This is a genomic window from Streptomyces sp. NPDC021115, from assembly GCF_044333065.1.
Lineage (GTDB): Bacteria > Actinomycetota > Actinomycetes > Streptomycetales > Streptomycetaceae > Streptomyces.
Genome location: NZ_JBIRQF010000033.1, coordinates 36,135 through 60,622, shown reverse-complemented (window position 1 = coordinate 60,622; position 24,488 = coordinate 36,135). Strand labels below are relative to the sequence as shown.

The following is a 24,488-nucleotide window of genomic DNA, read 5'->3' as shown; positions in this document are numbered from 1 at the left end:
GCCTGCTGGCTGGACCTGGCCACTCGCGAGGTCGTCGGCTACGCGATGGCCGACCACCACCGCGCCGAGCTGGTGGTAGACGCGCTGCGGATGGCCCACGGCCGCGGTGGCCTGGAACCCGGTTGCATCACGCACAGCGACCGCGGAAGCGAATACACCTCATCCGAATTCCGCGCGGAGATACGCGCGTTGGGCCTTCGGCAAAGTACCGGCCGGACCGGCTCCTGCTTTGACAACGCCGCAGCCGAAAGCTTTTGGGCTGTGCTCAAGGAGGAGATCGGCACCCGGCTCTGGCCCGACCGAGCCACCGCCCGCGCCGAGGTCTTCGCCTTCATCGAGACCTTCTACAACCGGCGCCGCCTGCGCAAGCACCCTGTCTTCGGGTATCTCACACCACACGAGACGCGCCAACGGTTCCGCAACAGCCACACACTCGCAGCGTAGAAGAAGAGTGTCCAGGATCACGGGGAAACTTCACAGTGCCAACTATCCCTCTTTTGTGCCAACTAAAAATCCTCGTCACAGCGGGTCAGCGGCGCACGCGTGGCATCCCGAGGCCGATCCAGGAGATGATCTCCCGCTGGATCTCGTTGTTGCCGCCGCCGAAGGTGAAGACGACGCTGCTGCGGTAGCCGCGCTCCAGCTCGCCGTGGAGGACCGCGCCCGCTGAGCCCTCCTTGAGGGGGCCCGCGGCGCCGACGATCTCCATGAGCCAGGCGTAGGCGTCGCGGCGGGCCTCGGAGCCGTAGACCTTGACGGCTGAGGCGTCGTGCGGGGTGAGGGTGTCGCGCTGGAGCGCGTCCACCATCTGCCAGTTGAGCACCTTCATGGCGTCCAGCCGGGCGTGGGTGCGGGCGAGCCTGGCCCGTACCCAGGGCAGGTCGATGACCCGGCGGCCGTCCGGGAGCTTGGTGTCGGCGGCCCACTGCCGGACGCCGCGCAGGGCGCGGATGGCCATGGTGCCGTGGGCGGCGAGCGTGACGCGTTCGTAGTTGAGCTGGGTGGTGATCATCCGCCAGCCCTCGTTCTCGGCGCCGACGCGGCGGGCGACCGGGACGCGGATGTCCTCGTAGTAGCTGGCGGTGGTGTCGTGGGAGGCCAGGGTGGTGATGACGGTGCAGGAGTAGCCGGGGTCGGTGGTGGGGACGAGCAGGATGCTGATGCCGTGGTGGGGCTTGGCATCGGGGTCGGTGCGGACGGCGAGCCAGACCCAGTCGGCGGTGTCGCCGTTGGTGGTCCAGGTCTTCTGGCCGTTCACCACGTAGTCGTCGCCGTCCCGTACGGCGCGGGTCTTGAGGGCGGCGAGGTCGGTTCCGGCGTCGGGTTCGCTGTAGCCGATCGCGAAGTCGATCTCGCCGGAGAGGATGCGCGGCAGGAAGTACCGCTTCTGCTCGTCGGTGCCGTAGCGCATGAGCGTGGGGCCGACCGTGTTGAGGGCCATGAGCGGCAGCGGTACGCCCGCCTGGGCGGCCTCGTCGAAGAAGATGAACTGCTCGACCGGGCCGAGGCCCCGCCCGCCGTACTCCCGGGGCCAGCCCACGCCCAGCCAGCCGTCGGCGCCGAGGCGCCGGATGGTCTCGCGGTAGAACCGCTTCTGCCCGGCGGGGTCGGCGTAGCGTGCGTACGCGTCGTCGGGCACCAGCTCGGCGAAGTAGGTGCGCAGCTCGGCTCGTAACTGCCGCTGCTCAGGGGTGTATTCGAGGTCCACGGCCCCTCCTGGAGTCTCGCGTGCGCCACGACGGCGGTCGGGGAGCGTCCTGGGATCGAGGGGCACGGTAGAACGTGTTCCACCAATTCGGAAGGGCTGCGGACCAGGGGACGGGGGCTCAGCCCGCCTCGTCCACCCGGGGCGGGCTGTCGTCGGTGCCGCGCCGTACGACCTGGACCGGATGGCCCGGGCGCCAGGTCCGCAGCACCAGGTCGGGGCCCTCCACCGAGGTCCGCACGACCTCGGTCACCTCGGCGCGGAAGAGGTGGAACGGCTCGGGCGGATGGACCTCGGCGGCGAAGCGGGCGAGCGAGCCCCGGTCGGTCACCTCGACGGCCCGGCCGCTGATCCGGACGTCGCCGCCGGGGGTGCCGGTGTCCGGGCCCTGGTTGGCCTGGACGGAGAAGCGCCGGTCGCGGCGCAGGTCGACGGCCTTGCGGGAGTCGGGCATCATGCCGAGCCACAGTTCCCCGAAGCGGAAGGTGACCTCCAGCGGGGTCAGCCGCGGGGAACCGTCCTGGCGGACGGTGGCCAGCACATGGGTGCGGTAGCGCTCGAAGCGCTCCTGCGCCGCGGTGGCGAAGTCGGGCTCCGCCGCCTGGAATCCGGCCCAGCTGCTGATCGGAAGCGTCGTCATGGCACCCATGCTCGTGGGTTTACCCGACGCCTCCTGTCCGGATTTCCGGGACTGAAGGGATTCCCCCGCGCCGCGCGCGGCCACTTGGCGCGCCTGATGCGGCGGCAGATAGGCGCTCCACGCCGTCCCAGGCAGCGGGAACCCGATCCAGGTGCGGGCGTACGACGGGGGCCGGGCGCCGTGGTCGCGCCGGACGAGCAGCGCGGTGGGCTCGTGGGCGGCCCGGCGCAGCAGCCCGGACACGCTGGTGGAGCGGTTGTTGCCGCTGGTCTGGGCGGAACCGCAGCCCGCGTGGTACGCGACGGGCAGGGCGCGGTCGCCGGCCACCAGACACGGCGGCCGCAGCCCCAGCCGCTTCAGCCCGTCGGCGGCGGTGCGGTAGCGCCCGGTGGTCTGCTCGGACACCGTGGCGGTGTGGGTGAGGACGGCGAGCTGGCTGCCCAGGTGGAGCAGGACGACGATCCCGAGCGCCATGGCCATGTGGCGGGGCGAGCGCGCGGCGCGTACGGCGCGGAAGCCCAGCGCGGCGATGGGCAGGGCGAGCAGCGCGTAGGAGGGCATCAGGAAGCGCGGCGCGGAGTAGTCGATGAGCAGCAGATAGGGGACGGCGAGGGCGGCCGCGCAGACGACGGGCAGCACGGTGACCGGCACACCGGGTTCCTGGGGCGCGTACGCCCGCCCGAGCCCGACGCGCATCCGGGTCCGCCGTTCGTGGCGGTCCCGCAGGACGAGGGCGACGGCGGCGAGGGTCAGCAGCGGCAGCGACAGCCACCACAGGGTCAGCTCCGGATGGTGCAGCGGCACCTCGCACGGGCGGCACAGCTGCGGTCCGTTGAGGCTGCGCAGCGCGGCGCCCACGGCGAAGTGGAGGCCCATGCCGCCCTCGACCTCGCTGGAGACGTCCAGCCGCCCGCCGATGCCGCCGAAGCGGTCGTACGCCTCGCCGATCCACTGCGCGGCGCCGAGCAGCAGCCCGCCCGCCAGCGGTAGCAGGGCGGGCCGCCAGCTCCGTACCCGTAAGGCGGCGACCAGCAGCGGAAGGGCCAGCCAGCCGCCGTCGGGGGTGCGGACCAGCGTGACCCCCACGACGAGGGCGGCGAGCCACCAGCGGGCGTTGCGTTCGGCGGGCAGGCGCAGGAACCAGCCGACCGCGGCCACCGCGCCGAGCGCGACCCAGAGGTTGGGCATCACCGCGGGGCCGCTGATCGTGGTGATCCACAGCCCGGCGAAGAGCAGCGCGGCGAGCGCCACCGGGCCGCGCGGCAGCAACCTGTTCCACACGCGGAAGGCCGCGTAGAGCGCGCCCGCGGAAAGCACCGTGAGGAGGACCCGGAGCACCGTGATGGAGGACGTGGCGGCCACCACCGGGGAGACCAGCATGCTGATGCCGCGGGAGCGGGGCGCGCTGAAGTACGCGGCAGGGGTGCGCGGGTCCACCTGGGAGACGTACACGGACTCGTCCCAGCCCAGCGCGTGTCCGACGTGCGGGACCACCACCGCGAGCTGGACCGCCGCATAGCCGACGGCGACCACCGCGAGCCACGGCGCGCGGCGCCGGTGGCGCTGCGGCCGGGGTGGATGCGGGCGCGGATGCGCGGCGGCGGCCGCCGGTGCGGCAGTGTTCTCCATGCGCGCACCATATGATGTCTATGTACCTTTTTCGGCTTATTAGGCTGTTCGGCTCAACGCCCCAGGGGTGCCATGACCGCGCCGGATCCGTACGCTGTTGCAGCGGTGCACAGCTCCCAGCCGGTGGAGGACGAACGCTCCCATGAAGATGCTCATCAATGTGGCCGAAACCGTGGTCGCCGACGCACTGCGCGGCCTGGCCGCCTCCCATCCCGAACTGGCCGTGGACATCGAGAACCGGGTGATCGTCCGCCGGGACGCGCCCGTACCGGACAAGGTGGCCCTGGTCTCCGGCGGTGGCTCCGGACATGAGCCGCTGCACGGCGGGTTCGTCGGCGCCGGGATGCTCGACGCGGCCTGCCCCGGCGAGGTCTTCACCTCCCCCGTGCCCGACCAGATGGTGCGCGCGGCGGCCGCCGTGGACAGCGGCAAGGGCGTGCTGTTCGTCGTCAAGAACTACACCGGCGACGTGCTCAACTTCGACATGGCGGCCGAACTGGCCGAGGACGAGGGCATCCAGGTCGCCAAGGTGCTCGTCGACGACGACGTGGCGGTGAACGACAGCACCCACACGGCGGGGCGGCGCGGCACCGGCGCGACACTGTTCGTCGAGAAGATCGCCGGTGCGGCGGCCGAGGAGGGCGCACCACTGGAGCGGGTCGAGGCCATCGCCCGCCGGGTCAACGCGTCCTCGCGCAGCTTCGGCGTGGCACTGGCCCCCTGCACGACGCCGGCCAAGGGCGGCCCCACCTTCGAACTGCCCGCCGGAGAGCTGGAGTTGGGCGTGGGTATCCACGGCGAGCCGGGGCGGGAGCGGCGGGCCATGATGACCTCGCGCGAGATCGCCGACTACGCGGTGGACGCGGTGCTGGACGACCTGCGCCCGGACAACCCGGTGCTCGTCCTGGTCAACGGCATGGGCGCCACCCCGCAACTGGAGCTGTACGGCTTCGCGGCCGAGGTGCACCGGGTGCTCGGCGAGCGCCGCGTGGCGGTGGCACGTACGCTCGTCGGCAACTACGTCACATCACTCGACATGGCGGGCGCCTCGGTCACGCTGTGCCAGGTCGACGAGGACCTGCTGCGGCTGTGGGACGCGCCCGTGCGGACCGCCGGGCTGCGCTGGGGCTGCTGACCCGGAACCTCCCACCACCTGGCCCGATACGTACGCTGTCGCCGTCGGTTACCGTCATGAGGAGGCGTCTGTGTCCAGCAGTGAATCCGCAGTCGAACACGCGCTCGACACCTCTTTTTTCCAACGCTGGCTCACCGCAGCGGCCGAGTCCGTGCACCGCGAGGCGACCCGGCTGACCGAACTGGACTCCGCGATCGGCGACGCCGACCACGGCACCAACATGCAGCGCGGTTTCACGGCCGTGACCGAGGCGCTGGAGAAGGAGCCGCCGGGCTCGCCCGGCGCCGCGCTCATCCTGGCCGGGCGCCAGCTGATCTCGAAGGTGGGCGGCGCCTCCGGGCCGCTCTACGGGACGCTGCTGCGGCGCGCGGGCAAGGCGCTGGGGGACGCGGCGGAGGTCACGCCCCAGCAACTGGCGGACGCGCTGCGGGCCGGGGTGGACGCGGTGGCCCAGCTCGGCGGCGCGGCGCCGGGCGACAAGACCATGCTGGACGCGCTGCTCCCCGCGGTGGAGGCGCTGGGCGGCGACACCGCGTCGTTCACCGCGGCGGGCGAGGCCGCCGACAAGGGCGCGCTGGCCACCGTACCGATGCTGGCGCGCAAGGGCCGGGCCAGCTATCTGGGCGAACGCAGCGTCGGCCACCAGGACCCCGGCGCCACCTCGTCCGCGCTGATCGTCACGGCGCTCGCGGAGGCCGTCCGATGACCGACACCACCGGGAGCGGCGACGAGAAGCTGGTCGGGGTCGTGGTCGTGTCGCACAGCGGGGAGGTCGCCGAGTCGGTCGCCCGGCTGGCCACCGCGCTGGCGGGCGGCGGCACCGCGCCCGTGCGCGCCGCGGGCGGCACCCCGGACGGCGGATTCGGCACCAGCGAGGAGCTGATACGCGACGCCGCCTACGCGGTCGACCAGGGCGCGGGGGTGGCCATACTGGTCGACCTCGGCAGCGCCGTACTGACCGTCAAGGCGCTGCTGGCCGAGGAGGACGAGCTGCCGGAGGGCTCGCGCCTGGTGGACGCGCCGCTGGTGGAGGGCGCGGTGGCGGCCGTCGTCACCGCATCCACCGGCGCGGACGTGGACACGGTCGCGGGGGCCGCGTCGGAGGCGTACGACTACCGCAAGGTGTGACGTCACGCGAACGGGCCCGGGGGCGTGGAAGCCCCCGGGCCCGTTCGTATGGGCGCGGGACCCGCAGCGGACGGCCGAAGTGTGGAGTCCGCGTACATATCCGAGCTGACATGCGCATTTCTACGGTGTGGCACACGAATCCGTCCCCGCACCCGCTCGGAAGTGGTAACCATGGCTCCTCCGACCAGCCCCGGATCGCTGCGCCGCGTCGTCGCGGCGAGCCTCATCGGCACCACCATCGAGTGGTACGACTTCTTCCTCTACGGGTCGGCCGCCGCGCTCGTGTTCAACAAGCTCTTCTTCCCCGACTCCGACCCGCTCGTCGGCACCCTGCTGTCGTTCCTGACGTACGCGGTCGGCTTCGCCGCCCGGCCGATCGGCGCCCTGGTGTTCGGGCACTACGGCGACCGGCTCGGCCGTAAGAAGCTGCTGATCCTGAGCCTGCTGCTGATGGGCGGGGCGACGTGTGCGATCGGTCTGCTGCCGACCCACGCCACCGTCGGCTCGGCCGCGCCCGTGCTGCTCACCGCGCTGCGGCTGGTGCAGGGCTTCGCGCTCGGCGGCGAATGGGGCGGGGCGGTGCTGCTGGTGTCCGAGCACGGGGACGCTCGACGCCGCGGATTCTGGGCGTCCTGGCCGCAGACCGGCGCCCCCGCGGGGCAGTTGCTGGCCACCGGGGTGCTGTCGGCGCTGACCGGGCTGCTCTCCGAGAGCGCCTTCGAGTCCTGGGGGTGGCGGGTGCCGTTCCTGCTCTCCGGTGTGCTGGTGCTGGTCGGCTTGTGGATTCGTCTCTCTGTCGATGAATCACCGGTCTTCAAGGCCGCGCTGGCGCAGGCGGAGGCGCGGAAGGCGTCCGACGTGGCGGAGAAGCTGCCGCTGGTGGCAGTGCTGCGCCACCACTGGCGGGACGTCCTGGTCGCGATGGGCGCCAGGATGGCCGAGAACATCAGCTACTACGTGATCACGGCCTTCGTCCTCGTCTACGCCACCTCCGACCACGTCGGCCTCGGCAAGCAGACCGCGCTCAACGCCGTACTCATCGCCTCCGCCGTGCACTTCGCGACGATCCCGGCCTGGGGCGCGCTGTCGGACCGTATCGGCCGCCGCCCGGTCTATCTGCTGGGCGCGGTGGGCGTCGGCGCGTGGGCGTTCCCCTTCTTCGCGCTCATCGACACGGAGGACTTCGGGGCGCTGCTCCTCGCGGTCACGGTGGGGCTGGTCTTCCACGGTGCGATGTACGCGCCCCAGGCGGCCTTCTTCTCGGAGATGTTCGCGACCCGGATGCGGTACTCGGGCGCCTCGATCGGCGCCCAGTTCTCCTCCGTCGCGGCCGGGGCGCCCGCCCCGCTGATCGCCACCGCGCTGCTCGCCGACTACGACAGCGCCACCCCGATCGCCCTGTACGTCATCGCGGCGGCACTGCTGACGGTGGTGGCGGTCGGCGCGGCGAAGGAGACCCGGGAGCGCGACCTGGCCGCCATCGGCGCGGAGGACGAGCCGCGGACGGCGTCGGCGACATCCCCCTCGGCGTCGTCCTGAGCCCTGGGGGGGGGTCAGGCCCGGCCGGGTTCAGGACCTGCCGGGCTCAGCGCTCCACGGCTTCCGTCAGCCGGTGCAGCCGCAGCGCCAGCTGTATCTCCAGCGACCGGGCGGGCGACTGCCAGTCGGCGCCGAGCAGCCGCCCGACCCGCTCCAGCCGCTGCGCCACGGTGTTCACGTGCACATGCAGTTCGTCCTTGGTGCGGGCCGGGCTCATCCCGCTGGCGAAGTACGCGTCGAGGGTGCGGACCAGTCCGGTGCCGCGCCGCGCGTCGTAGTCCACGACCGGACCGATGGTGCGCGTGACGAAGTCCCGCACCCGGGTACCGTCCGGGGCGCCGCCCCGGGTACCGGCGAGCAGCAGGCCGAGGAAGCCGAAATCCTCCGCTGCGGCCCCCTCACCGGCCCGGCCCAGCACCCGCAGGGCGGCCAGGCAGCGCCGGGCCTCGGCGTACGAGGCGGCGACCTCGCCGGGGCGGGCGGCGGGCGCGGCGACGGCCGCGGATGCGCCGACGGTGACGGGCGCGTGCACGGCGGTGCCCAGCTGCCGGGCGGTGCGGCGGGCTACGGCGTCGGCGGTGTCGCCCTCGGCGAGCGGCAGCAGCAGCACCGTGCCGCCGTCGCGCGCCGCGGCCAGCCCCTGCCGGGTGGCGGCCAGATGGGACGCGGCGGACCACAGGCGCTGCCGGTCGGCGGCGTCCTCGGCGGTGCCGGGGCCCGGCGCGACCGCCGGTTCGGCTCCGGGTTCGCCGCCCGCCGCGGCGCCCGGCGCGTCGATGGCCGCGGCGAGGACGACATGGGGCGCGTCCAGGTCCGCCCGCAGCCGCGCGGCACGCTCCCGCAGCAGCCGCGGCTCCCGGTCGGGCGCGTCGAGCAGATCGTCCAGCAGCTCGCCGCGCACCCGCTGTTCGGCCTCGCCCGCCGAGCGGCGGGCGAGCTGGAGCAGCGAGGTGACCATGGCGGCGCGCTCCAGGGTGCGCTGGTCGACGGGGTCGAGCCGGGGGTGACCGTGCAGGACGAGCGCGCCGAGGAGTTCGCCGCCCGCGGAGACGGCCGCGATCCAGTCCTCGCCGTGGCGTACGGCGTGGCCGTCGGCCCGCGAGCGGTCGAGGGCGTCCGCTGGCGCCTGATCCGCCTCCAGGAACTCCACCGATCCGCTCAGCACCTCGGCCACGGCTGCGGCGACGTCGCGTACTCCGCCGCCGCGCAGCACCAGTTCGGTGAGCCGGTCGTGGACCTCGGAGGCGCGCTCGATGACACCGCTGCGGTCCCGGATGATCTCGTTGGCGGTCTCCAGTTCGGCCAGCGCCGTCCGCGTCTCGGCGAGCAGATGGGCCGTGTCGATCGCGACGGCCGCATGCGCGGCGAACGAGGCGAGCAGGGCGATCTGTTCGCGTTCGAAGACGCGCACGCGGCGGTCGGCCGCGAACAGCACCCCGATGACGCCGCTGCCGAGCAGCAGCGGCACCCCGAGGATCGCCACCAGGCCCTCGTCGCTGACGCCCGCGTCGATGGTGCGGGTGTGCTGGAACCGTGGGTCGTCGAAGTAGCTGTCGGTCACATAGGGGCGCGCGGTCTGGGCGACGAGCCCGCCCAGCCCCTCCCCCATGCCGAGCCGCAGCTGCTGGAAGCGCGCCGAGACCGAACCGTCGGTGACCCGCATATAGGTGTCCCCGGCGGTCGGGTCGTTGAGGGTCAGATACGCGACCTCGGTTCCCAGGAGCGAGCGGGCGCGCTGCACGATGGCCTGGAGGACGGCGTCCAGATCGCGCAGCCCGGCGAGGTCGTGGGCGGTCTCGAAGAGCGCGGACAGCTCGGCCTCGCGCCGCCTGCGGCCCTCCAGTTCGCCGCGTACGCGCAGGGCGAGCAGCTTGGCGCGCTCCAGGGCGGCCAGCCGCTCGGCCGGGGCCTTCTCGGCGCGCGCCCGCAAGCCTGGGCGCTCGTACGCCTCGGCGGGCGCGCCGCGGGCGAGGAGTTCCAGGTACGGGGCCTCGGGGTGGTCGTCGGGCGGGGGCGCGCTCCCGCCGGAGGCGGCGGCACCGGCAGTCGCGCGGCCCGGCGGTCGGTGCGCGGGGCGGCCGGGCAGCGGTCCTTCCGGCCGGTCGTCCGGTGGTCCGTTCAGTGGGCCGTCCATCCGCCGTCCATGGTGAGCGAGGCACCCGTGATGAACGAGGCGTGCGGACCGCACAGATACACCACGGCCTCCGCCACCTCCTCCGGCTCGACGAGCCGCTTGACCGCCGCGTCTGCCAGCAGCACCTCGGAGACGACGCGCTCCTCGGAGATGCCGTGCGCCACGGCCTGATCGGCGATCTGACGCTCGACCAGTGGGGTACGCACATAGCCGGGGTTGACGCAGTTGGACGTCACCCCGTGGGGCGCGCCCTCCAGGGCGGCGACCTTGGACAGGCCCTCCAGCCCGTGTTTGGCGGCCACATACGCGGACTTGTACGCGGAGGCGCGCAGCCCGTGCACGGACGAGATGTTCACGATCCGCCCCCAGCCCCACTCGTACATCGCCGGCAGCGCACCGCGCACCAGCCGGAACGGGGCCTCCAGCATCACCGTGAGCACCCGGGAGAAGACCTCCGGCGGAAAGTCCTCGATCGGGCGGACGAGCTGGAGCCCCGCGTTGTTGACCAGGATGTCGGCGCCCTCGGCGGCCCGTTCGGCCGCGTCGAGGTCGGTGAGGTCCAGGACGTACGGCTCGACGGTGCCCGGCGCGTCGGCCGTCCGCTCGGCGGCGGCGACCAGGTCGGCCAGGCCCTCGGCGTCCATGTCGACCGCCCGGACCCGCGCCCCTGCGGCCGCCAGCCGCAGGCTGCAGGCCCGCCCGATGCCCCCGGCGGCGCCGGTGACGACTGCGGTACGGCCGGCGGGACCGGGGGCCTCGGAACTGGATGCGGGGGACGCGCTCATGAGCGGCAGACTAGGCGGCGGCCGCGCCCGGACCGATGGGGGCGCGGCACACTCTTCACTCCGCCGGGGTGGGTTCGAACCACGTCGGCCCCTCACCGAGCGCCTGCTTGATCCGGGTGAGCGAGAAGTCCTCCAGCTCCGGCAGCGCGTCCAGCGGGAACCAGCCCACGTCCAGCGACTCGTCGTCGTTCACCCGCGCCTCGCCGCCCACCGCGCGGCAACGGAAGCAGACGTCCATGAACTGGCACTGGTCGTCGTTGGGGTACGTCACCGGCGCGAGGGTCCGTACGACCACGATGCGCTCCGGCACGCACCGCACCGCGGTCTCCTCGTACACCTCGCGCACCACCGCCGTGGCGGGCTGCTCGCCCGGTTCCGGGATGCCGCAGATGATCGCCCAGCCTCCGTTGTCGGCGCGGCGGCCCAGCAGCACTCTGTCCTGGTCGTCGAAGACGACGGCGCTCACGCCCGGCAGATAGAGAAGTTGATGGCCGATGGAGGCCCGCAGGCCGAGGATGAAGTCGGGGGTCGCCATGCGGCGAGGGTATCCGCCGCACGGGAATCCGCGCCGGTCGCCCGCGCCGGGCGTCCGTTCTGCGCGCTCGGGGTGCGTTTCACCACTGACACATCGTTTCTGCGCAACATATACACATACCTCATGCCAAGCGCTACCGTTCCCGGAGCATGGCTCGCGACGCGACGTACCGTCGCTGCGCGATGCCCGTCACGACGGGGGGTCGACGGGATGACGTCATCAGCGCTGGGTCCGGTCGTACAGGATCACGACCGAGGTCACGACAGCGATCACCGAAGCCAGGCCCTGGGCAGCGCGCCCGACATCGCGGGCGTGGCGATCTTCGCTTCCTGCGCCCTCTGGGCGCTCATCACCGCCATGGGGCGCACCGCGCGCCCCGAGGGGGTGCTGCTCGCCGTCCTGGCCGTGGGCGCCGGGTACGCGTGCGGCCGCATCGCCGGGTCGCTCCTGCCGGTCGCCTGCGCGGCCGCCGCCGCGCTCGCGGGGCTCGGGCTGACCCTGGCCACCGGTTCGAACGGCCATCAGGGTCTTGGCGCGGCCCAGCCGACCCTGGCCACCGGCGCCGCCTGCTGCGCCGCGTGGGCCGCCCGGCGGCCCGCGCTCCGGCTCGCGCTGTGGCTGCTGGCCCTGACGATCACGCTCACCGCCGTGGTGAGCGCGCCACCGGCGGGGTGGGCCGCGAGCGGCGCGGTCCTGCTGTGCTCCCTGGCCGCCGCCCGGCTGCGGCGGCGGCTCGCCGCACTGACCGTGCTCGCGCTCGTCGCCGCGGTCGCCGTCGTCGGCTGCTGGGCCGTCGCGGCGGACGCGGTGCCCGGCGGGCTGCCGCGCTCGCTGCGGTCCCACCTCACCGAGCACCGGATCCGCCTGTGGCACGACGCGGCCCACCTCGCCGGGGCGAACCCGGTCCGCGGCGCAGGACCCGACCTCTTCACCGAGCTGAGCCCGACCGCCGCGCGGTCCCCCGCCCCGGAGACCACCCCGCACTCCGCCCCGCTCCAGCAGGCCGCCGGACAGGGCCTGCCGGGGGTGGCCCTGCTGGGCGCGGCCTTCGCCTGGCTGCTGTACGGCCTGTGGCGCTCGCCCCGCTCCACGCCGGCCGTCCTGACGGCGGCGGTCGCGCTGACGGCCCTGGCCGTCGAGGCGTCGCTGGGCAATGCGCTGAGCTTTCCGCAGGTCACGGCCGGTGCGGGCCTCCTAGCAGGCCTAGCCACAGCCCGCCCCCCAGACCCCCCGCCCCAGCCCCTGCCCTGACCCACTCCGCCGAGGCTCCTCTCCCCTACCCCGCCCCTCCCCGAAACCGGGGACACCCCGGCCCCCGCCCTGGCGGGATCGGCCAGTCCCCAGGGCGGCCGGGGCGCCCAGCCCCCGGCGGTCACCGAGGACGCCCCGGGGCGCTGCGGGCGCCCGGTTCAGCGAGGGCCCCGGCACAGGAAACCGCGCCCGGCGCCAGCCGACGCCCGGCCCCACCCCGGACTGAGCCTCGAACGGGGCCGGGGGTATCCCCCGGATTCGGGAAGGGGCGGGGTAGGGGAACAACCACCACCGGACTCGGGCGGCCTCGCCGCCGGGGGCAGCCCGGGCTTGAGGGCTAGACCTGGGGGGTGGGGGTGGCGATGCGGCGGAGGCGGTCGCGGATGACGCGGACGGCGGCCTCCGCGTCGTCGACCGTCACCGTGAAGATGCGGCCGTCCCCCAGCTTCAGCACCAGCCCCTCACCGCGCCGCACGATCACGGCGGTGCCCTTGTCGGGGCGCCATCGGTAGCCCCAGCCGCCCCATTGGCAGGGGGTGACGCGAGGGGCGACGTCGGCGTGGACCACGTCGCTGAGGGGGATGCGGCGGCGGGGCAGCCCCATGTGGCCGCAGCGGACCTCCAGACACTCCTCGTCGACCCGCACCGCGACGTGGACGAAGGCGAGGGTGCCGAAGAGCATCAGCAGGCCGGCGGCGAGACAGCCGATGACGGACATCAGGAGCGGGGCGAGCCCGGTGGTCCAGGGGGAGGCGACGGCCAGGTCGATGCCGAGCGCCACACACGCGGCGCCCGCGATCGCCAGCACCCACTGCACCCGGTTGTGGGCATGCCCGGTCCAGACCGCGGGCGTGCCCTGGCCCGGGGTCTGCTTGCCGTGGTGGTCGGGGTCCTCGGCGTGGGGCCTCATGACTGGCAGGGTACTCAGATTCCGGTACCACGGCAGCCGACGGCACCGTTCGGGCCGGTGGGAGGGGTGCGGGAGGTCAGCCGCGCGCCGGGGCGGCGGGGGCCAGCAGGCCGCCCTCGGCGTAGGCGAGCGCGCCTTCCGGAAGCGTGCCCTCGCGGCCGCTGAGGATGACCGTGAGCGTGCCACGGGCAGAGCCGGCCGGCAGGGAGGGCTCGGCACCGATCCGCCGCAGCGCCTGCGCGGCGACGGCCCCGGCCGACCCGTGGAGGGCGATGGGCGGCGCGCCGGCGGGCTGGACGGCGGCCCGGATGCGTTCGGCGACCAGCTCGTAGTGGGTGCAGCCGAGGACGACGGCCCGGACATTGTCCGGGGTGCGGGCAGCGGCGGCGGCCACCGCGGCGTCGATGCCCGCCTCGTGGACGTGCTGGACGGCGTCGGCGAGCCCGGGGCAGGCCACCGCCGTCACGTCGACGCCGTCCGCGAAGTCACGGATCAGCTCGCGCTGGTAGGGGCTGCCGGTGGTGGCGGGCGTGGCCCAGATGGCGATGGGCCCGCCCCCGGCCGCCGCGGGCTTGATCGCGGGTACGGTCCCGATGACCGGAAGCCCGGGCTCCAGCTCGGCCCGCAGCGTGGGCAGGGCGTGCACGGAGGCGGTGTTGCAGGCGACGATCAGCGCGTCGGGCCGGTGCGCGACGGCAGCGCGGGCGCAGGCCAGGGCGCGTTCGGTGACGTCCTCGGACGTACGCGGCCCCCACGGCATGCCGTCGGGGTCGGAGGAGAGGACGAGATCGGCGTCGGGCCGAAGGCGGTGCATCGCCGCCGCGGCGGGCAGCAGGCCGAATCCGGAGTCCATTAGCGCGATCTTCACCCCGTCACTTTAATGGATCGGCCCCGAGCCCTCGGCACCCGGGCGCCGGTTCGGGCAGACTGCGGCGGGTGAGCGCGCTGACGTGGATCGCCGCCGGAGCCCTGCTGGTGTGGCTGTGGTTGCTGCTGGGCCAGGGGTTCTTCTGGCGTACGGACGTCCGGCTGCCCCGGACCCCGCTCGGTGACAACGGCCCCCCGAGCGGACCCCCGATCGGGGCCCCGGGCGGCGAGGAGCCGGGCGACTGGCCCTCGGTGGCCATCGTGGTGCCCGCCCGGGACGAGGCCGCCGTCCTTCCCCGCAGCCTTCCGTCGCTGCTCGCGCAGGACTATCCGGGACCGGCCGAGGTCTTCCTGATCGACGACGGCAGCTCCGACGGCACCGGAAAGCTGGCCCGTGAACTCGCCGACACCTTCGGCGGGCTGCCGCTGACCGTCGGCTCACCGGGCGAACCGGAGCCCGGCTGGACGGGGAAGCTGTGGGCGGTGCGGCACGGTATGGCGCTCGCCAAGCATGCCCATGAGGCCGAGTTTCTGCTGCTCACGGACGCCGACATCGCTCATGAGCCGGACTCGCTGCGGGAGTTGGTGCGGGCCGCCCGGGCCCACGGCCTGGACCTGGTGTCGCAGATGGCGCGGCTGCGGGTGACGACCGGCTGGGAACGGCTGATCGTCCCCGCGTTCGTGTACTTCTTCGCCCAGCTGTACCCGTTCCGTTGGGTCAACCGGCCCGGGGGCCGCTGGGCGGCCGCCGCGGGCGGATGCGTCCTGCTGCGCCGGGAGGCGGCCGAGCGGGCCGGGGTCCCGGAGGCCGTCCGGCAGGCGGTCATCGACGACGTGGCGCTGGCCCGGGCGGTCAAGCGCTCCGGCGGGACGATCTGGCTGGGCCTCGCCGACCGGGTCGACAGCGTGCGCCCGTATCCGGGGCTGGGCGAGCTGTGGCGGATGGTCGCGCGCAGCGCGTATGCCCAGTTGCGGCACAATCCGCTGCTGCTGGTGGGGACAGTCGTGGGGCTCGCGGTGGTCTATCTCACGCCGCCGGTCGCGCTGTGCGCGGGCGCGCTCGCCGGACGCCCGGCGCCGCTGGCGGCGGGCGCCGCCGCGTGGGCGCTCATGGCCGCCACGTACATCCCGATGCTGCGCTACTACCGGCAGACCCTGTGGCTGGCGCCGCTGCTGCCGCTGACGGCCCTTCTCTATCTGCTGATGACCGTCGACTCGGCGGTACGGCACTGGCGGGGGCGGGGCGCGGCCTGGAAGGGCCGCACCTACGCCCGTCCCAGCGCCGCGCCCTGACGGGAATGTGGCCGGATTCTCACTTGCGGCCGGGGGTCCAGTTCATGCCCCAGCCGTACGCGTAGTCGAGGGTGCGCTGCGGGCTGACGCCGCGGTCCGGCACCAGATAGCGAGCCTCGCGCTGAACGACGAGGTCGCCGCCGTTGTTGGTGATGAGCGCGAGCGCGCAGACCGTGGACGGGACGGTGCACTCGTCGAGCGAGAAATCGACCGGCGCGCCGAACTGTGGCTGAAGAGTGACGGTGGCGTGGAGGTTCGCGAAGCTGCGTGCACCTTCGTAGATGGTGACGAACACGAGAATGCGGCGGAACGCGTCCTTGTGGTCGAGGTTGACGGTCAGGTTCTCGCCCGCGGAGCGGGCGCCGGTCCGGTCGTCGGCGTCGAGCTGGATGAACGGCGGCTGGTGCAACGAGCCGAACGAGTTGCCCAGCGCCTGCACCACGCCCTTGCTGCCGTCGGCGAGTTCGAACAGGCAGCCCAGGTCGAGGTCGAGATCGCCGTGCATGGCCAGGGCCCTGCCGAGCTTCTGGCCCCACCCCTGGAACTGCTTGTGCACCTGCCAGTTGAGGTTGACCCGCAGGGCGCCCGAGGTGCCGCCCTGCTTGGTGAGCGAGACGGCGGGCGCGTCCTTGGTCAGCGTGACCTTGCTGAGGCTCACGGGCGCACCGCCGCCGGCGGCACCCGCGGGCGGCGGGAAGGGCGCGGAGGCGGCCGCGGACGGCGGCGGGAAGCCGGCGGCCGGAGGCCCCGACGGCGGGGGCGGGGGCGCGGCGGGAGGCGCGGGAGGCGCAGCCGGGGGCGCGGCGACGGAGGCGGGCGCGGGCGCCTGCCGCGGTTCGTCGACGCTGATGCCGTAGTCGGTGGCGAGGCCCGCGAGCCCGCTGTCGTAGCCCTGGCCGACCGCGCGGAACTTCCAGCCGCCCTGCCTGCGGTAGAGCTCGCCGAGGACGAACGCGGTCTCCACTGAGGCGTCCTCGCTGTCGAAGCGGGCGATCTCCGCGCCGCCGGACGCGTCGAGGACGCGGATGTGCAGGCCGGGCACGCGGCCAAACGTTCCGCCATCGGCGGAGGCGGCGAGCACCACCGTCTCGATCGCGGGCTCGACCCGGCCCAGATCGACGGTGAGGGCGTCGGTCACGGTGTCACCGGCGGTGCGCTTGCCCTCGTGCCGTACGGCGCCCGAGGCGTGCACGGCCTGGTTGTAGAACACGAAGTCCGCGTCGGAGCGAACCTTTCCGGCCACCAGCAGCAGCGCGGAGGCGTCCACGTCGGGCACTCCGGGGCCGGTGCGCCAGCCGAGTTCGACCCTCACCACCCCCGCCGCGACCTGGGTGTTGCTGCCTTTGCGCATCGCCATGTGGTCCCCCTGTCTTTCTGTTCGCTTCATCTTCTGGACGGGCATGTGACCCTCTGAAAACGCGCCCTTTACAGGATCTCAACGTACCCTGACGACCGTTTTTCCCGGGTTCGATCGCATTGGGGATCCGGGACCGCTCCGAACACTGAAAACAACCCACCTACCGGGCTCCCCAATCAGCACATGGTGGGCTTAACTTATGGTCTATGACCTCCCCCCGCAGCACCTACGGCGGCGGCTACTACTCCTCGCCGTCCTTCCCGGACACCCCCATCTACGACAGCCTTGTCGCCGAGCGGGGAACGCCCCAGATCGCACCCATCCGGGTGCCTTCCGCGTATGACAGCGGAAGTCACCTTCCGGCACTGCCCTCGGCGCTTCCCGCGCTCCCGGCCGCTTCGTCCCAGCAGACCCCGCCGCCCGGCTATCAGCAGCAGGCCCCGCAGCAGGGCATGCAGCCCGGCGGCATGCAGCCGGGCGGGCTCCAGCAGACGCCCTCCCCGTACATCCCGCCGCAGGCGGGCCCGCGCGGCTACCCGGGGGCGCAGCAGCAGCGCCCGGCGGCGCCGAACGGGTACGAGGCGATGCGCCCGGCGATGCCGCGTCCCGCGGCGCCCCGCCCGGCGGCTCCCTCGCCGTCGCCGTACGACGACCCGTACGGCCGTCAGCAGCAGTACCCCGGGCGTCCCCAGCAGCCGGGGGGCGGCTACTGACCCCAGCGCACTCTTCGCGCACCGTTCACCGCACGCCCCGTGGGCCCGGTGGTCCGGCTTCCGGACCGCCGGGCCTCGGCTCGTGTTCACCCTGCGGCCCACCGGCCTGTCGGACCCTGCTGGCAGGATGTTCAGCATGGTCGACCCACAGCTCAGCGCCCTGAATGTCTACCCCGTCAAGTCCGTCGCGGGGTCGGCACCCGGTGCCGCGACCGTCGAACCGTGGGGGCTGGCCGGTGACCGCAGATGGATGGTCGTCGAGCCGGACGGGCGCTATGTGACCCAGCGTCAGCAGCCCAGGCTGGCGCTCGCCTCGGCCGAGCCGCTGCCGGACGGTGGCGTCCGGCTCACCGCCGAGGGCCACGAGCCGTTGACCGTGACCGCACCCGGGCCGGGGGACCCGTCGGTGCCGTCATCGGTCACCGTGCCCGCGATGCTGGCGCGGACGGAGGTCGAGGTGGTGTCGGCGGGCGCCGCCGCCGACGCCTGGTTCAGCGCCTTCCTGGGCACCGAGGCGCGGCTGGTCCACCTCGACGATCCCGCCCGGCGGCGGCCCCTGACCCCGGAGTACGCGCGCGGCGGGGAGACCGTGAGCCTCGCCGACGAGTTTCCGCTGCTGCTCACCACCACGGCCTCGCTGCACGCGCTCAATTCGCTGATCGCGCAGGGTGACCACCCCGACGAGGGCCCCCTGCCGATGAACCGCTTCCGGCCGAATGTCGTGATCGACGGCACCGCGCCCTGGGCCGAGGACGACTGGCGGCGGATAAGGATCGGCGAGGTCGTCTTCCGGGTGCCCAAGCCGTGCTCCCGCTGTGTGATCACCACGACCGACCAGAGCACCGGCGAGCGCGGCAAGGAGCCGCTGCGGACGCTGGCGCGGCACCGGCGGTCGGGTGACCGCCTGCTCTTCGGCCAGAACCTGGTTCCGGAGGGCACGGGCAGGCTGCGGCTGGGCGACCCGGTCGAGATCCTGGACTAGCCACGGCGCCGGGGCGTCCCTTGGCGCACGGCGGCCCAAATGGCCCCGCTCCAGGGGCCGTTCGGCCCTCCCCGCCGGGGGCCGAGGCGCGGGATGCTGGCGGGAAGCGGTGTGACCCGGCTGACCACGGGGCGGCCGGGCTCTCACTCCACTGCGGTGATGAGCCTCCACGATGGGCCGACCCCGTTCGGCGTGGGGTGCGGGGCCGGATGGGGAGCCGGCCTCGTGCCCCCCGCGACCCGGGGGCCCGGGGAGGGCGTCACTGCCCGGTCTCGCGCTCCCTGATCCGCTCGGCGATCACCGCGGCCTGGATGCGCCGCCCCACGCCCAGCTTGGACAGGATCGCGGAGATCCGGTTCTTGACGGTCTTCTCGGCGAGGAACAGCCGCTCGGCGATCTGCCGGTTGGTCAGCCCGTCGCCGATCAGCTCCAGGATCTCCCGTTCGCGCGGGGACAGCCGCTCCAGTTCATCGGGCGCGCTGGGCTGGGGTCCGCGGAGCCGGGCCATGACGCGGGCCGTCGCGCCCGGGTCGAGCATGGACCGGCCGCCCGCCACGGTGCGTACGGCGGACACCAGGTCGGAGCCGTTGATCTGCTTGAGCACATAGCCCGCGGCCCCCGCCATGATGGCGTCGAAGAGTGCCTCGTCGTCGTCGAAGGACGTGAGCATCAGGCAGGCGAGGCCCGGCAGCCGGGCCCGCAACTCGCGGCAGACCGCGATCCCTTCGTGGTCGGCGCTCTCCCCCGCCCCGCCCAGCCGTACGTCGAGCACCGCCACGCGGGGCCGCACGGCGGGGGCGCGGGCGATGGCCTCGCGGGCGGTCGCCGCCTCGCCGACTACCGTGAGATCGGCTTCCGCCTCCAGCAGGTCGCGCAAGCCCCGTCGCACCACCTCGTGGTCGTCGAGCAGAAAGACCCCGATGGGCTCGGCGGGCGAGTCGACGCCCACGGCCTCGGCGGTGTCGGCTGTTTCGGGCACTGCCCTCTCCTCCGTGGCGCGCGGGGCGCCGGTCGTGATCCGGTTGCCCACTCTTACCGTCCTGCCGCGGGAAGGAGTAAGGGGCCATTCGGCCCCCTGGCGCCCCTCTCCGCGATCGGCGGAGCGGCCCGGTCAGGGGGACATGCCGCCCGCGTAAGGCCCGTACAGGTCCAGCAGCCTGCTGCGGGCGGCCTGGAGGCGGCGTCCGATCACCTGGGCGCAGGCCAGCGCGAGCGCGTAGCCCAGCTCCGCGTCCTCGTCGCACAGCCGGCGCACCGCCTCCGCGTCGAACTCATGTGCGCGCACCGGGCTGAGCGCCTCCGCGCCCAGGTGCCAGGTGTCCGGCGGGAACAGCCACGACCAGCCGATCAGCTCGCCGGGGCCCAGTGTCTCGATGACCGCGGCCCGGCGGCCCGGGACCCGCAGGTCGAGGGTGACCGCGCCGGTGCGGATGATCCAGAAGCGGTCGGCCTTCCGGCCCTCCTCGAAGATGCGGCCGCCCGAGGGGAAGGACACCTCATGGGCGAGCGCCATCAGCCGCTCGCGGTGCTCGGTCTTCAGTGCGCCCAGAAGTCCCATCATGGCCTCACTCTGCCGCTTCCTCCCCCGCCTCGCCCCTCGGCAGTGACCGTGCGTGCGAGGTGCCGCCGATCCGAAGCGATACGCCGATGAGCGCGTACCGACTCTCTCTTAGTCATTTCCAGTCGAATTGCCGATATGACACGTCATTTATGGTCACACCTCCCGATGGCATCCCGCGCCCCATACCCTCGGCTGCTTCACCGACCCTGAGGTCACTCGCCCTCGTCACCCGGGAGGCCCTGGTGCCAGCCGACTGTCGCCGTCGGTCCGCCAACCGAGCCGCAGCACACCTGGAGCATCTTCTGCACCGCCGCTTCACCGCCGGTGAGCTGCCACGGCTGCGCGTCCTCGTGGAGGAGTGCGCCGCCTGGGCCGGGCTCAGCGAGACCCGCCGCGGTGACTTCGTCCTCGCCGTCGACGAGATCGCCAGCAACGCGATCGAACACGCGGGCGGGAAGGGGTCCCTGCTGCTGCTGCGGGTGGGCGACGAGCTGGAGTGCCGGATCAGCGACTCAGGACCCGGCTTCTCCGAGGACGTCATCCCGCAGATCCTGCCGGGCCTGGACGGCGCGACCAGCGGCCGCGGGCTGTGGCTGACCCGCCTGGTCACCGACCGGCTGGCGATCAGCGCCGGGGCCATGGGCGCCGTCGTGACGCTCGCCATGCGGCTGCGCTAGCCCGTATGCGCGAGTGTGCCCCGACAGCGCGTGATGGCCATCGCTTCGAGGGGACAATGAGCGGGAATACAGCCATGTGCCGACAGGAGAGGCGGTGGCAGCGTGGAGCTCCCCGTGGTCGTCGGGGTCGACGGTTCGGACGCCGCCTCCGCCGCGCTGGACTGGGCCGCCGACATGGCGGCCCTGCGGCGGCTCCCCCTGCGCATCGTGCACGCCTCCCTGTGGGAGCGGTACGAGGGCTATGTCTCCGCCACGGCCGCCGACCGCCCCACCGAGCGCCTGCACAGCGAGGCCGTGCTGGCCACCGCGGCCGAGCGGGCCGGGCGGCGCGCACCGGCGCTGAAGGTGATGACCGATCTGGCGGCCGACGACGCGGTGACCGCCCTGCTGCGCGCCGGGCAGAGCGCGGAGGCGGTGGCCGTCGGGTCGCGCGGACGCGGCGAGTTCGCTTCCCTGCTGCTGGGCTCGGTCGGGCTGGGCATCGCGGCCCGCGCGTCCTGCCCGGTGATCGTCGTCCGCGGCCGCCCTGAGGGCGGGTACGGCGGGACGCACCGCGTCGCGGTGGGCATCGCCGAACGCGAGCGCCCCGGTGAGCACGACCCCGTCCCGCCCTCCCCCGCCGTCGCCTTCGCGCTCCGGGAGGCCCGGCTGCGCGGCTGTGAGCTGGAGGCGGTGCACGCCTGGCGCTGCGCGGGGCCGGAGGACCACGGACCGCACGAGGACCACGCGCGGCACGCCGCCGAGCTGCTGGACGAGGCGCTGGGCGGGGTGACGGAGATGGCGCGGCCGCCCGTACCGGTGGCCTACCGCGCGGTCGAGGGCCCGGCCCGCAAGGCGCTGCTGGACGCGTCGGAGCGGGCCGGTCTGCTGGTGGTGGGCGCCCGGCGGCGGCAGGGCCACTTCGGGATGCAGCTGGGCCTGGTCAACCACGCCGTACTGCACCATGCCCGCTGCCCGGTGGCGGTGGTCCCGCAGCCCTGACTGTCCCACCCGCTCGCTACCCTTGTCCGGGGGAAGCATCAAGGGGGGGCTGACAGGTGTCTGCGGATCAGGGGCGTCACCCCGCGCTGCCCCAACTCCGGCTGGATCAGCTCCTCGACGAGCTCCAGGCGCGGCTGGACGCCGCCCGGTCCACGCAGGGGCGGATGCACAGCCTGCTGGAGGCCGTGCTGAGCGTGGGCCGCGAGCTGGATCTGGAGCAGGTGCTGCGGCGGATCGTGGAGGCGGCGGTGCTGCTGGCCGACGCCGAGTACGGGGCGCTGGGCGTGGTCGACCGGAACCGGCTGTCGCAGTTCCTGCCGGTGGGCATATCGGAGGATCTCGCGCACCGGATCGGCCCGCTGCCGAGCGGCCACGGGCTGCTGGGCGAGCTGATCCGCCATCCGCAGCCGCTGCGGCTGACCGATCTGTCCGAGCATCCGGCGAGCCATGGCTTCCCGGACGACCATCCGCCGATGCGCTCGTTCCTCGGGGTGCCGATCCGGGTCCGGGACCAGGTGTTCGGCAATCTGTACCTCACGGAGAAGCGCGGTGGCGCGCAGTTCGACGCCGATGACGAGGCGGTGCTGACCACCCTGTCGGTCGCCGCTGGGGTGGCCATCGACAACGCGCGGCTGTACCACGAGAGCCGCCGCCGCGAGCAGTGGCTTGAGGCGCTGGGGGTGATCACCCGCACACTGCTGGCGGGCACCCCGGCGGCCGAGGTGCTGAGCCTGATCGCCCGGCTGGCCCTCCAGGTCTCGCTGGCCGATTCGGCGGCCATCCTGCTGCCCGCCCCGGGCACCGACAGCCTGATGGTGGAGGTCGCGGAGGGGCATGACGCGGAGCGCGTCGGCGGCCTGGTGGTGCCCTCCGACGGCTCGCTGGCCGGTCTCGCGGTGCGCACCGGGCGGCCCGCGGTGGCGAGCGACGTACGGACCGACGCCCGGGCGCGGGCCTGGCCGCTGCCGGACCAGGAGAGCGAGTTCGGCCCGCTGGTGGCCGTACCGCTGGTCGCCCATGAGCGGTCCACCGGGGCGCTGCGGCTGTGCCGCCTGGCGGGGCGGCCCGCGTTCGACGACCACGAGGTGGAGCTGCTGTCGGGCTTCGCCGCGCAGGCGGCGCTCGCGCTCGAACTGGCCCGGCACCGTGCCGAGTCCGAGCATCTGACGCTGCTGCACGACCGCGACCGGATCGCCCGTGACCTGCACGATCTGGCGATCCAGCGGCTGTTCGCGACGGGTCTTACGCTCCAGAGCGCGAGTCGGCTGATCGAGCATCCGGAGGCGGGTGAGCGGGTCGGCCGGGCGGTGGACGACCTGGACGAGACGATCAAGATCATCCGTTCGACGATCTTCGCGCTGCGGGCGGTCGGGGACGAGGACGGCGAACCTGCCAGTTTGCGGAGGCGGCTGGTGAAGGCTGTACGGTCGGCGTCGGACATCCTGGGTTTCACGCCGTCGCTGCTGATGGACGGGCCGGTCGACACCGATGTGCCGGACGAGACCGGCGACCAGGCGCTGGCGGTCCTCGCCGAGGCGCTCAGCAACACCGTCCGGCACGCCCATGCCCAGCGGGTCGACGTGCGGTTCACGGTCGGCGCCGATGTCGCGCTGACGGTCACCGACAACGGAGTGGGCGTCGGGGACGCCGTCCCGAGCGGCGGGCTGGTCAACATGCGGTCCCGGGCCGAGCTGCTGGGCGGCACGCTGAGCATCGAGGCTCCGGAGGCGGGCGGTACCCGGGTGGTGTGGCGTGTCCCACGCACCGTAGGCGGCCCCGCGGGTGCGGCGAAAGGGTTCAGCCCGTGATATGGCTCTCTCTTCGCCGAATCGGCGCATATCCGGCCTGCCATGCGGTATCCACGAATGGGGAAGGGGGTTGTCGAAACACGTGCGGATGATGCAAATGATCAGGGGCTTGTGGCGTTGGCGGCGTAATCCGCTCCGCCGTAAGACCGACTTGGCCGAGGCGTACGCGGCGCTGGTCGCTGCTGTGCTGATCGTGCTCGCGGCCCCAGCCGTGGGCTGGGCAGCGGGTTCACTGGCGCATGGGGCGCTGGTGAGAACGGCACAGGAGCAGCGCGCCGAGCGCCACCTTGTAGAGGCGACGGTGGTCGAGGTGCTGCCGCAGCCACCCATCGATTCCGATCCGGAGACCGCTTCCGCCCGCGATGCCCACCACCGGGTGCACGCCCGCTGGACGGGCCCGGACGGCAGCAGGCACGAGGGCACGCTGGGCGCCCACCCGGGTGCCGACGCGGGCGAGTCGTTCCGTATCTGGACGGACGACCAGGGCCGCTTGAAGAGCCGTCCGCTGGACTCGGCCACCGCGGCCACCCATGCGGTGCTGGCGGGGATCGGCGCGGGCGCGATGACGGCGGGTCTCGTCGACGGCGCCCGGCGGCTGGTCGTATGGCGGCTGGTGCGGCGGCGTTACACCCAGTGGGACATCGCGTGGGAGCGCGCCGGACAGGACTGGGGCCGCGCCGACGCGGACAGCTGAGGCGGACCAGTACCGTAGGCCGGGTATTGCCCCGGTTCGCTCCCCGTCCTCAGGACGCCTCGTGCGCCGGGCCTTCCGGGCAGGTCAACTCGGCGTGCCACGCGCACGCTACGGTGGGGCCTTCACGTGAACAGCGGCACAGTCGCGCACATCCGGCATTCGCA

The 24,488-nt window shown here is 73.6% G+C and carries 23 protein-coding genes; 13 read left to right on the top strand and 10 right to left on the bottom strand.

Translation table 11 applies throughout. The features are described 5' to 3' along the window. A partial coding sequence (locus ACH4TL_RS44800) for a transposase (protein ID WP_398425496.1) occupies positions 1-444 on the top strand: 444 nt, incomplete at its 5' end. An 85-nt stretch (positions 445-529) separates the two neighbouring features. Here ACH4TL_RS44800 and ACH4TL_RS44795 read toward each other — a convergent pair. Further along, a complete protein-coding gene (locus tag ACH4TL_RS44795) occupies positions 530-1,708 on the bottom strand; it encodes an acyl-CoA dehydrogenase family protein (RefSeq protein WP_398331228.1) in 1,179 nt (392 codons plus the stop codon). A 118-nt stretch (positions 1,709-1,826) separates the two neighbouring features. Next, a complete protein-coding gene (locus tag ACH4TL_RS44790) occupies positions 1,827-3,974 on the bottom strand; it encodes a pyridoxamine 5'-phosphate oxidase family protein (protein WP_398331231.1) in 2,148 nt (715 codons plus the stop codon). Between the two features lie 142 nt (positions 3,975-4,116). On the opposite strand from ACH4TL_RS44790, the gene dhaK reads away from it, so the two are divergent. The 4 genes from dhaK (at position 4,117) to ACH4TL_RS44770 (ending at position 7,776) form a co-directional block, all read left to right on the top strand. Next, complete coding sequence (dhaK, locus tag ACH4TL_RS44785) at positions 4,117-5,109, top strand: dihydroxyacetone kinase subunit DhaK (protein WP_398331234.1); 993 nt, start codon at positions 4,117-4,119, stop codon at positions 5,107-5,109. 70 nt (positions 5,110-5,179) lie between these two features. Next, the gene (gene dhaL, locus ACH4TL_RS44780; protein ID WP_398331237.1) at positions 5,180-5,815 is read left to right on the top strand and encodes a dihydroxyacetone kinase subunit DhaL; all 636 of its coding nucleotides are present in this window, start codon (positions 5,180-5,182) and stop codon (positions 5,813-5,815) included. Further along, positions 5,812-6,237: a PTS-dependent dihydroxyacetone kinase phosphotransferase subunit DhaM gene (locus tag ACH4TL_RS44775; RefSeq protein WP_398331240.1), complete on the top strand. Its 426-nt coding sequence runs from the start codon at positions 5,812-5,814 to the stop codon at positions 6,235-6,237. Before dhaL ends, ACH4TL_RS44775 begins: the two co-directional genes overlap by 4 nt. A gap of 171 nt (positions 6,238-6,408) precedes the next feature. Further along, complete coding sequence (locus ACH4TL_RS44770; protein ID WP_398331243.1) at positions 6,409-7,776, top strand: MFS transporter; 1,368 nt, start codon at positions 6,409-6,411, stop codon at positions 7,774-7,776. Positions 7,777-7,822: 46 nt separating this feature from the next. Here the strand turns inward: ACH4TL_RS44770 and ACH4TL_RS44765 are convergent, their stop codons facing one another. Genes ACH4TL_RS44765 through ACH4TL_RS44755 form a run of 3 tightly spaced genes read right to left on the bottom strand, consistent with a single transcriptional unit; the run spans position 7,823 to position 11,230 of the window. Further along, complete coding sequence (locus ACH4TL_RS44765; RefSeq protein ID WP_398331246.1) at positions 7,823-9,910, bottom strand: helix-turn-helix domain-containing protein; 2,088 nt, start codon at positions 9,908-9,910, stop codon at positions 7,823-7,825. Beyond that, positions 9,895-10,695, bottom strand: coding sequence for a 3-hydroxybutyrate dehydrogenase (locus ACH4TL_RS44760; protein WP_398331249.1), 801 nt, complete (start codon positions 10,693-10,695; stop codon positions 9,895-9,897). Before ACH4TL_RS44760 ends, ACH4TL_RS44765 begins: the two co-directional genes overlap by 16 nt. Before the next feature lie 55 nt (positions 10,696-10,750). Then, a complete protein-coding gene (locus ACH4TL_RS44755) occupies positions 10,751-11,230 on the bottom strand; it encodes an NUDIX hydrolase (protein WP_398331252.1) in 480 nt (159 codons plus the stop codon). A 210-nt stretch (positions 11,231-11,440) separates the two neighbouring features. Between ACH4TL_RS44755 and ACH4TL_RS44750 the strand changes: the two genes are divergently transcribed. Then, positions 11,441-12,481: an O-antigen ligase family protein gene (locus ACH4TL_RS44750; protein WP_398331255.1), complete on the top strand. Its 1,041-nt coding sequence runs from the start codon at positions 11,441-11,443 to the stop codon at positions 12,479-12,481. Positions 12,482-12,818: 337 nt separating this feature from the next. Here ACH4TL_RS44750 and ACH4TL_RS44745 read toward each other — a convergent pair whose 3' ends face one another. Both ACH4TL_RS44745 and ACH4TL_RS44740 read right to left on the bottom strand, forming a co-directional pair. After that, positions 12,819-13,391, bottom strand: a complete 573-nt coding sequence (locus tag ACH4TL_RS44745) for a hypothetical protein (protein WP_398331258.1) — start codon at positions 13,389-13,391, stop codon at positions 12,819-12,821. Positions 13,392-13,467: 76 nt separating this feature from the next. Next, complete coding sequence (locus ACH4TL_RS44740) at positions 13,468-14,259, bottom strand: glutamate racemase (protein ID WP_398331261.1); 792 nt, start codon at positions 14,257-14,259, stop codon at positions 13,468-13,470. 68 nt (positions 14,260-14,327) lie between these two features. On the opposite strand from ACH4TL_RS44740, the gene ACH4TL_RS44735 reads away from it, so the two are divergent. Further along, a complete protein-coding gene (locus ACH4TL_RS44735) occupies positions 14,328-15,551 on the top strand; it encodes a glycosyltransferase (protein WP_398331264.1) in 1,224 nt (407 codons plus the stop codon). A 19-nt stretch (positions 15,552-15,570) separates the two neighbouring features. On the opposite strand, the gene ACH4TL_RS44730 is transcribed toward ACH4TL_RS44735, so the two are convergent. Then, positions 15,571-16,902 (bottom strand): TerD family protein, encoded by a 1,332-nt coding sequence (locus ACH4TL_RS44730; RefSeq protein ID WP_398331372.1) that lies wholly within the window; start codon positions 16,900-16,902, stop codon positions 15,571-15,573. A gap of 212 nt (positions 16,903-17,114) precedes the next feature. Here ACH4TL_RS44730 and ACH4TL_RS44725 point away from each other — a divergent pair, with 212 nt between their 5' ends. Together ACH4TL_RS44725 and ACH4TL_RS44720 are read left to right on the top strand one after the other, a co-directional pair. Next, entirely contained in the window at positions 17,115-17,621 is a 507-nt protein-coding gene (locus tag ACH4TL_RS44725; protein WP_398331267.1) for a DUF6643 family protein, read from the top strand. A 136-nt stretch (positions 17,622-17,757) separates the two neighbouring features. Beyond that, positions 17,758-18,603, top strand: coding sequence for an MOSC domain-containing protein (locus ACH4TL_RS44720; protein ID WP_398331270.1), 846 nt, complete (start codon positions 17,758-17,760; stop codon positions 18,601-18,603). Between the two features lie 259 nt (positions 18,604-18,862). On the opposite strand, the gene ACH4TL_RS44715 is transcribed toward ACH4TL_RS44720, so the two are convergent. Continuing rightward, a complete protein-coding gene (locus ACH4TL_RS44715; RefSeq protein WP_398331273.1) occupies positions 18,863-19,582 on the bottom strand; it encodes a response regulator in 720 nt (239 codons plus the stop codon). A 132-nt stretch (positions 19,583-19,714) separates the two neighbouring features. Beyond that, on the bottom strand, positions 19,715-20,164 hold the full coding sequence (locus tag ACH4TL_RS44710) for a cyclic nucleotide-binding domain-containing protein (protein WP_398331276.1): 450 nt from the start codon (positions 20,162-20,164) through the stop codon (positions 19,715-19,717). A 242-nt stretch (positions 20,165-20,406) separates the two neighbouring features. On the opposite strand from ACH4TL_RS44710, the gene ACH4TL_RS44705 reads away from it, so the two are divergent. The 4 genes from ACH4TL_RS44705 to ACH4TL_RS44690 all read left to right on the top strand — a co-directional run bounded on the left by ACH4TL_RS44705 (position 20,407) and on the right by ACH4TL_RS44690 (position 24,324). Next, positions 20,407-20,841: an ATP-binding protein gene (locus ACH4TL_RS44705; RefSeq protein WP_398331279.1), complete on the top strand. Its 435-nt coding sequence runs from the start codon at positions 20,407-20,409 to the stop codon at positions 20,839-20,841. A gap of 102 nt (positions 20,842-20,943) precedes the next feature. Next, positions 20,944-21,822, top strand: a complete 879-nt coding sequence (locus ACH4TL_RS44700) for a universal stress protein (protein ID WP_398331281.1) — start codon at positions 20,944-20,946, stop codon at positions 21,820-21,822. 56 nt (positions 21,823-21,878) lie between these two features. Then, a complete protein-coding gene (locus tag ACH4TL_RS44695; RefSeq protein WP_398331284.1) occupies positions 21,879-23,630 on the top strand; it encodes a GAF domain-containing protein in 1,752 nt (583 codons plus the stop codon). A 91-nt stretch (positions 23,631-23,721) separates the two neighbouring features. After that, entirely contained in the window at positions 23,722-24,324 is a 603-nt protein-coding gene (locus ACH4TL_RS44690) for a hypothetical protein (protein ID WP_398331375.1), read from the top strand. Positions 24,325-24,488 lie beyond the last annotated feature (164 nt).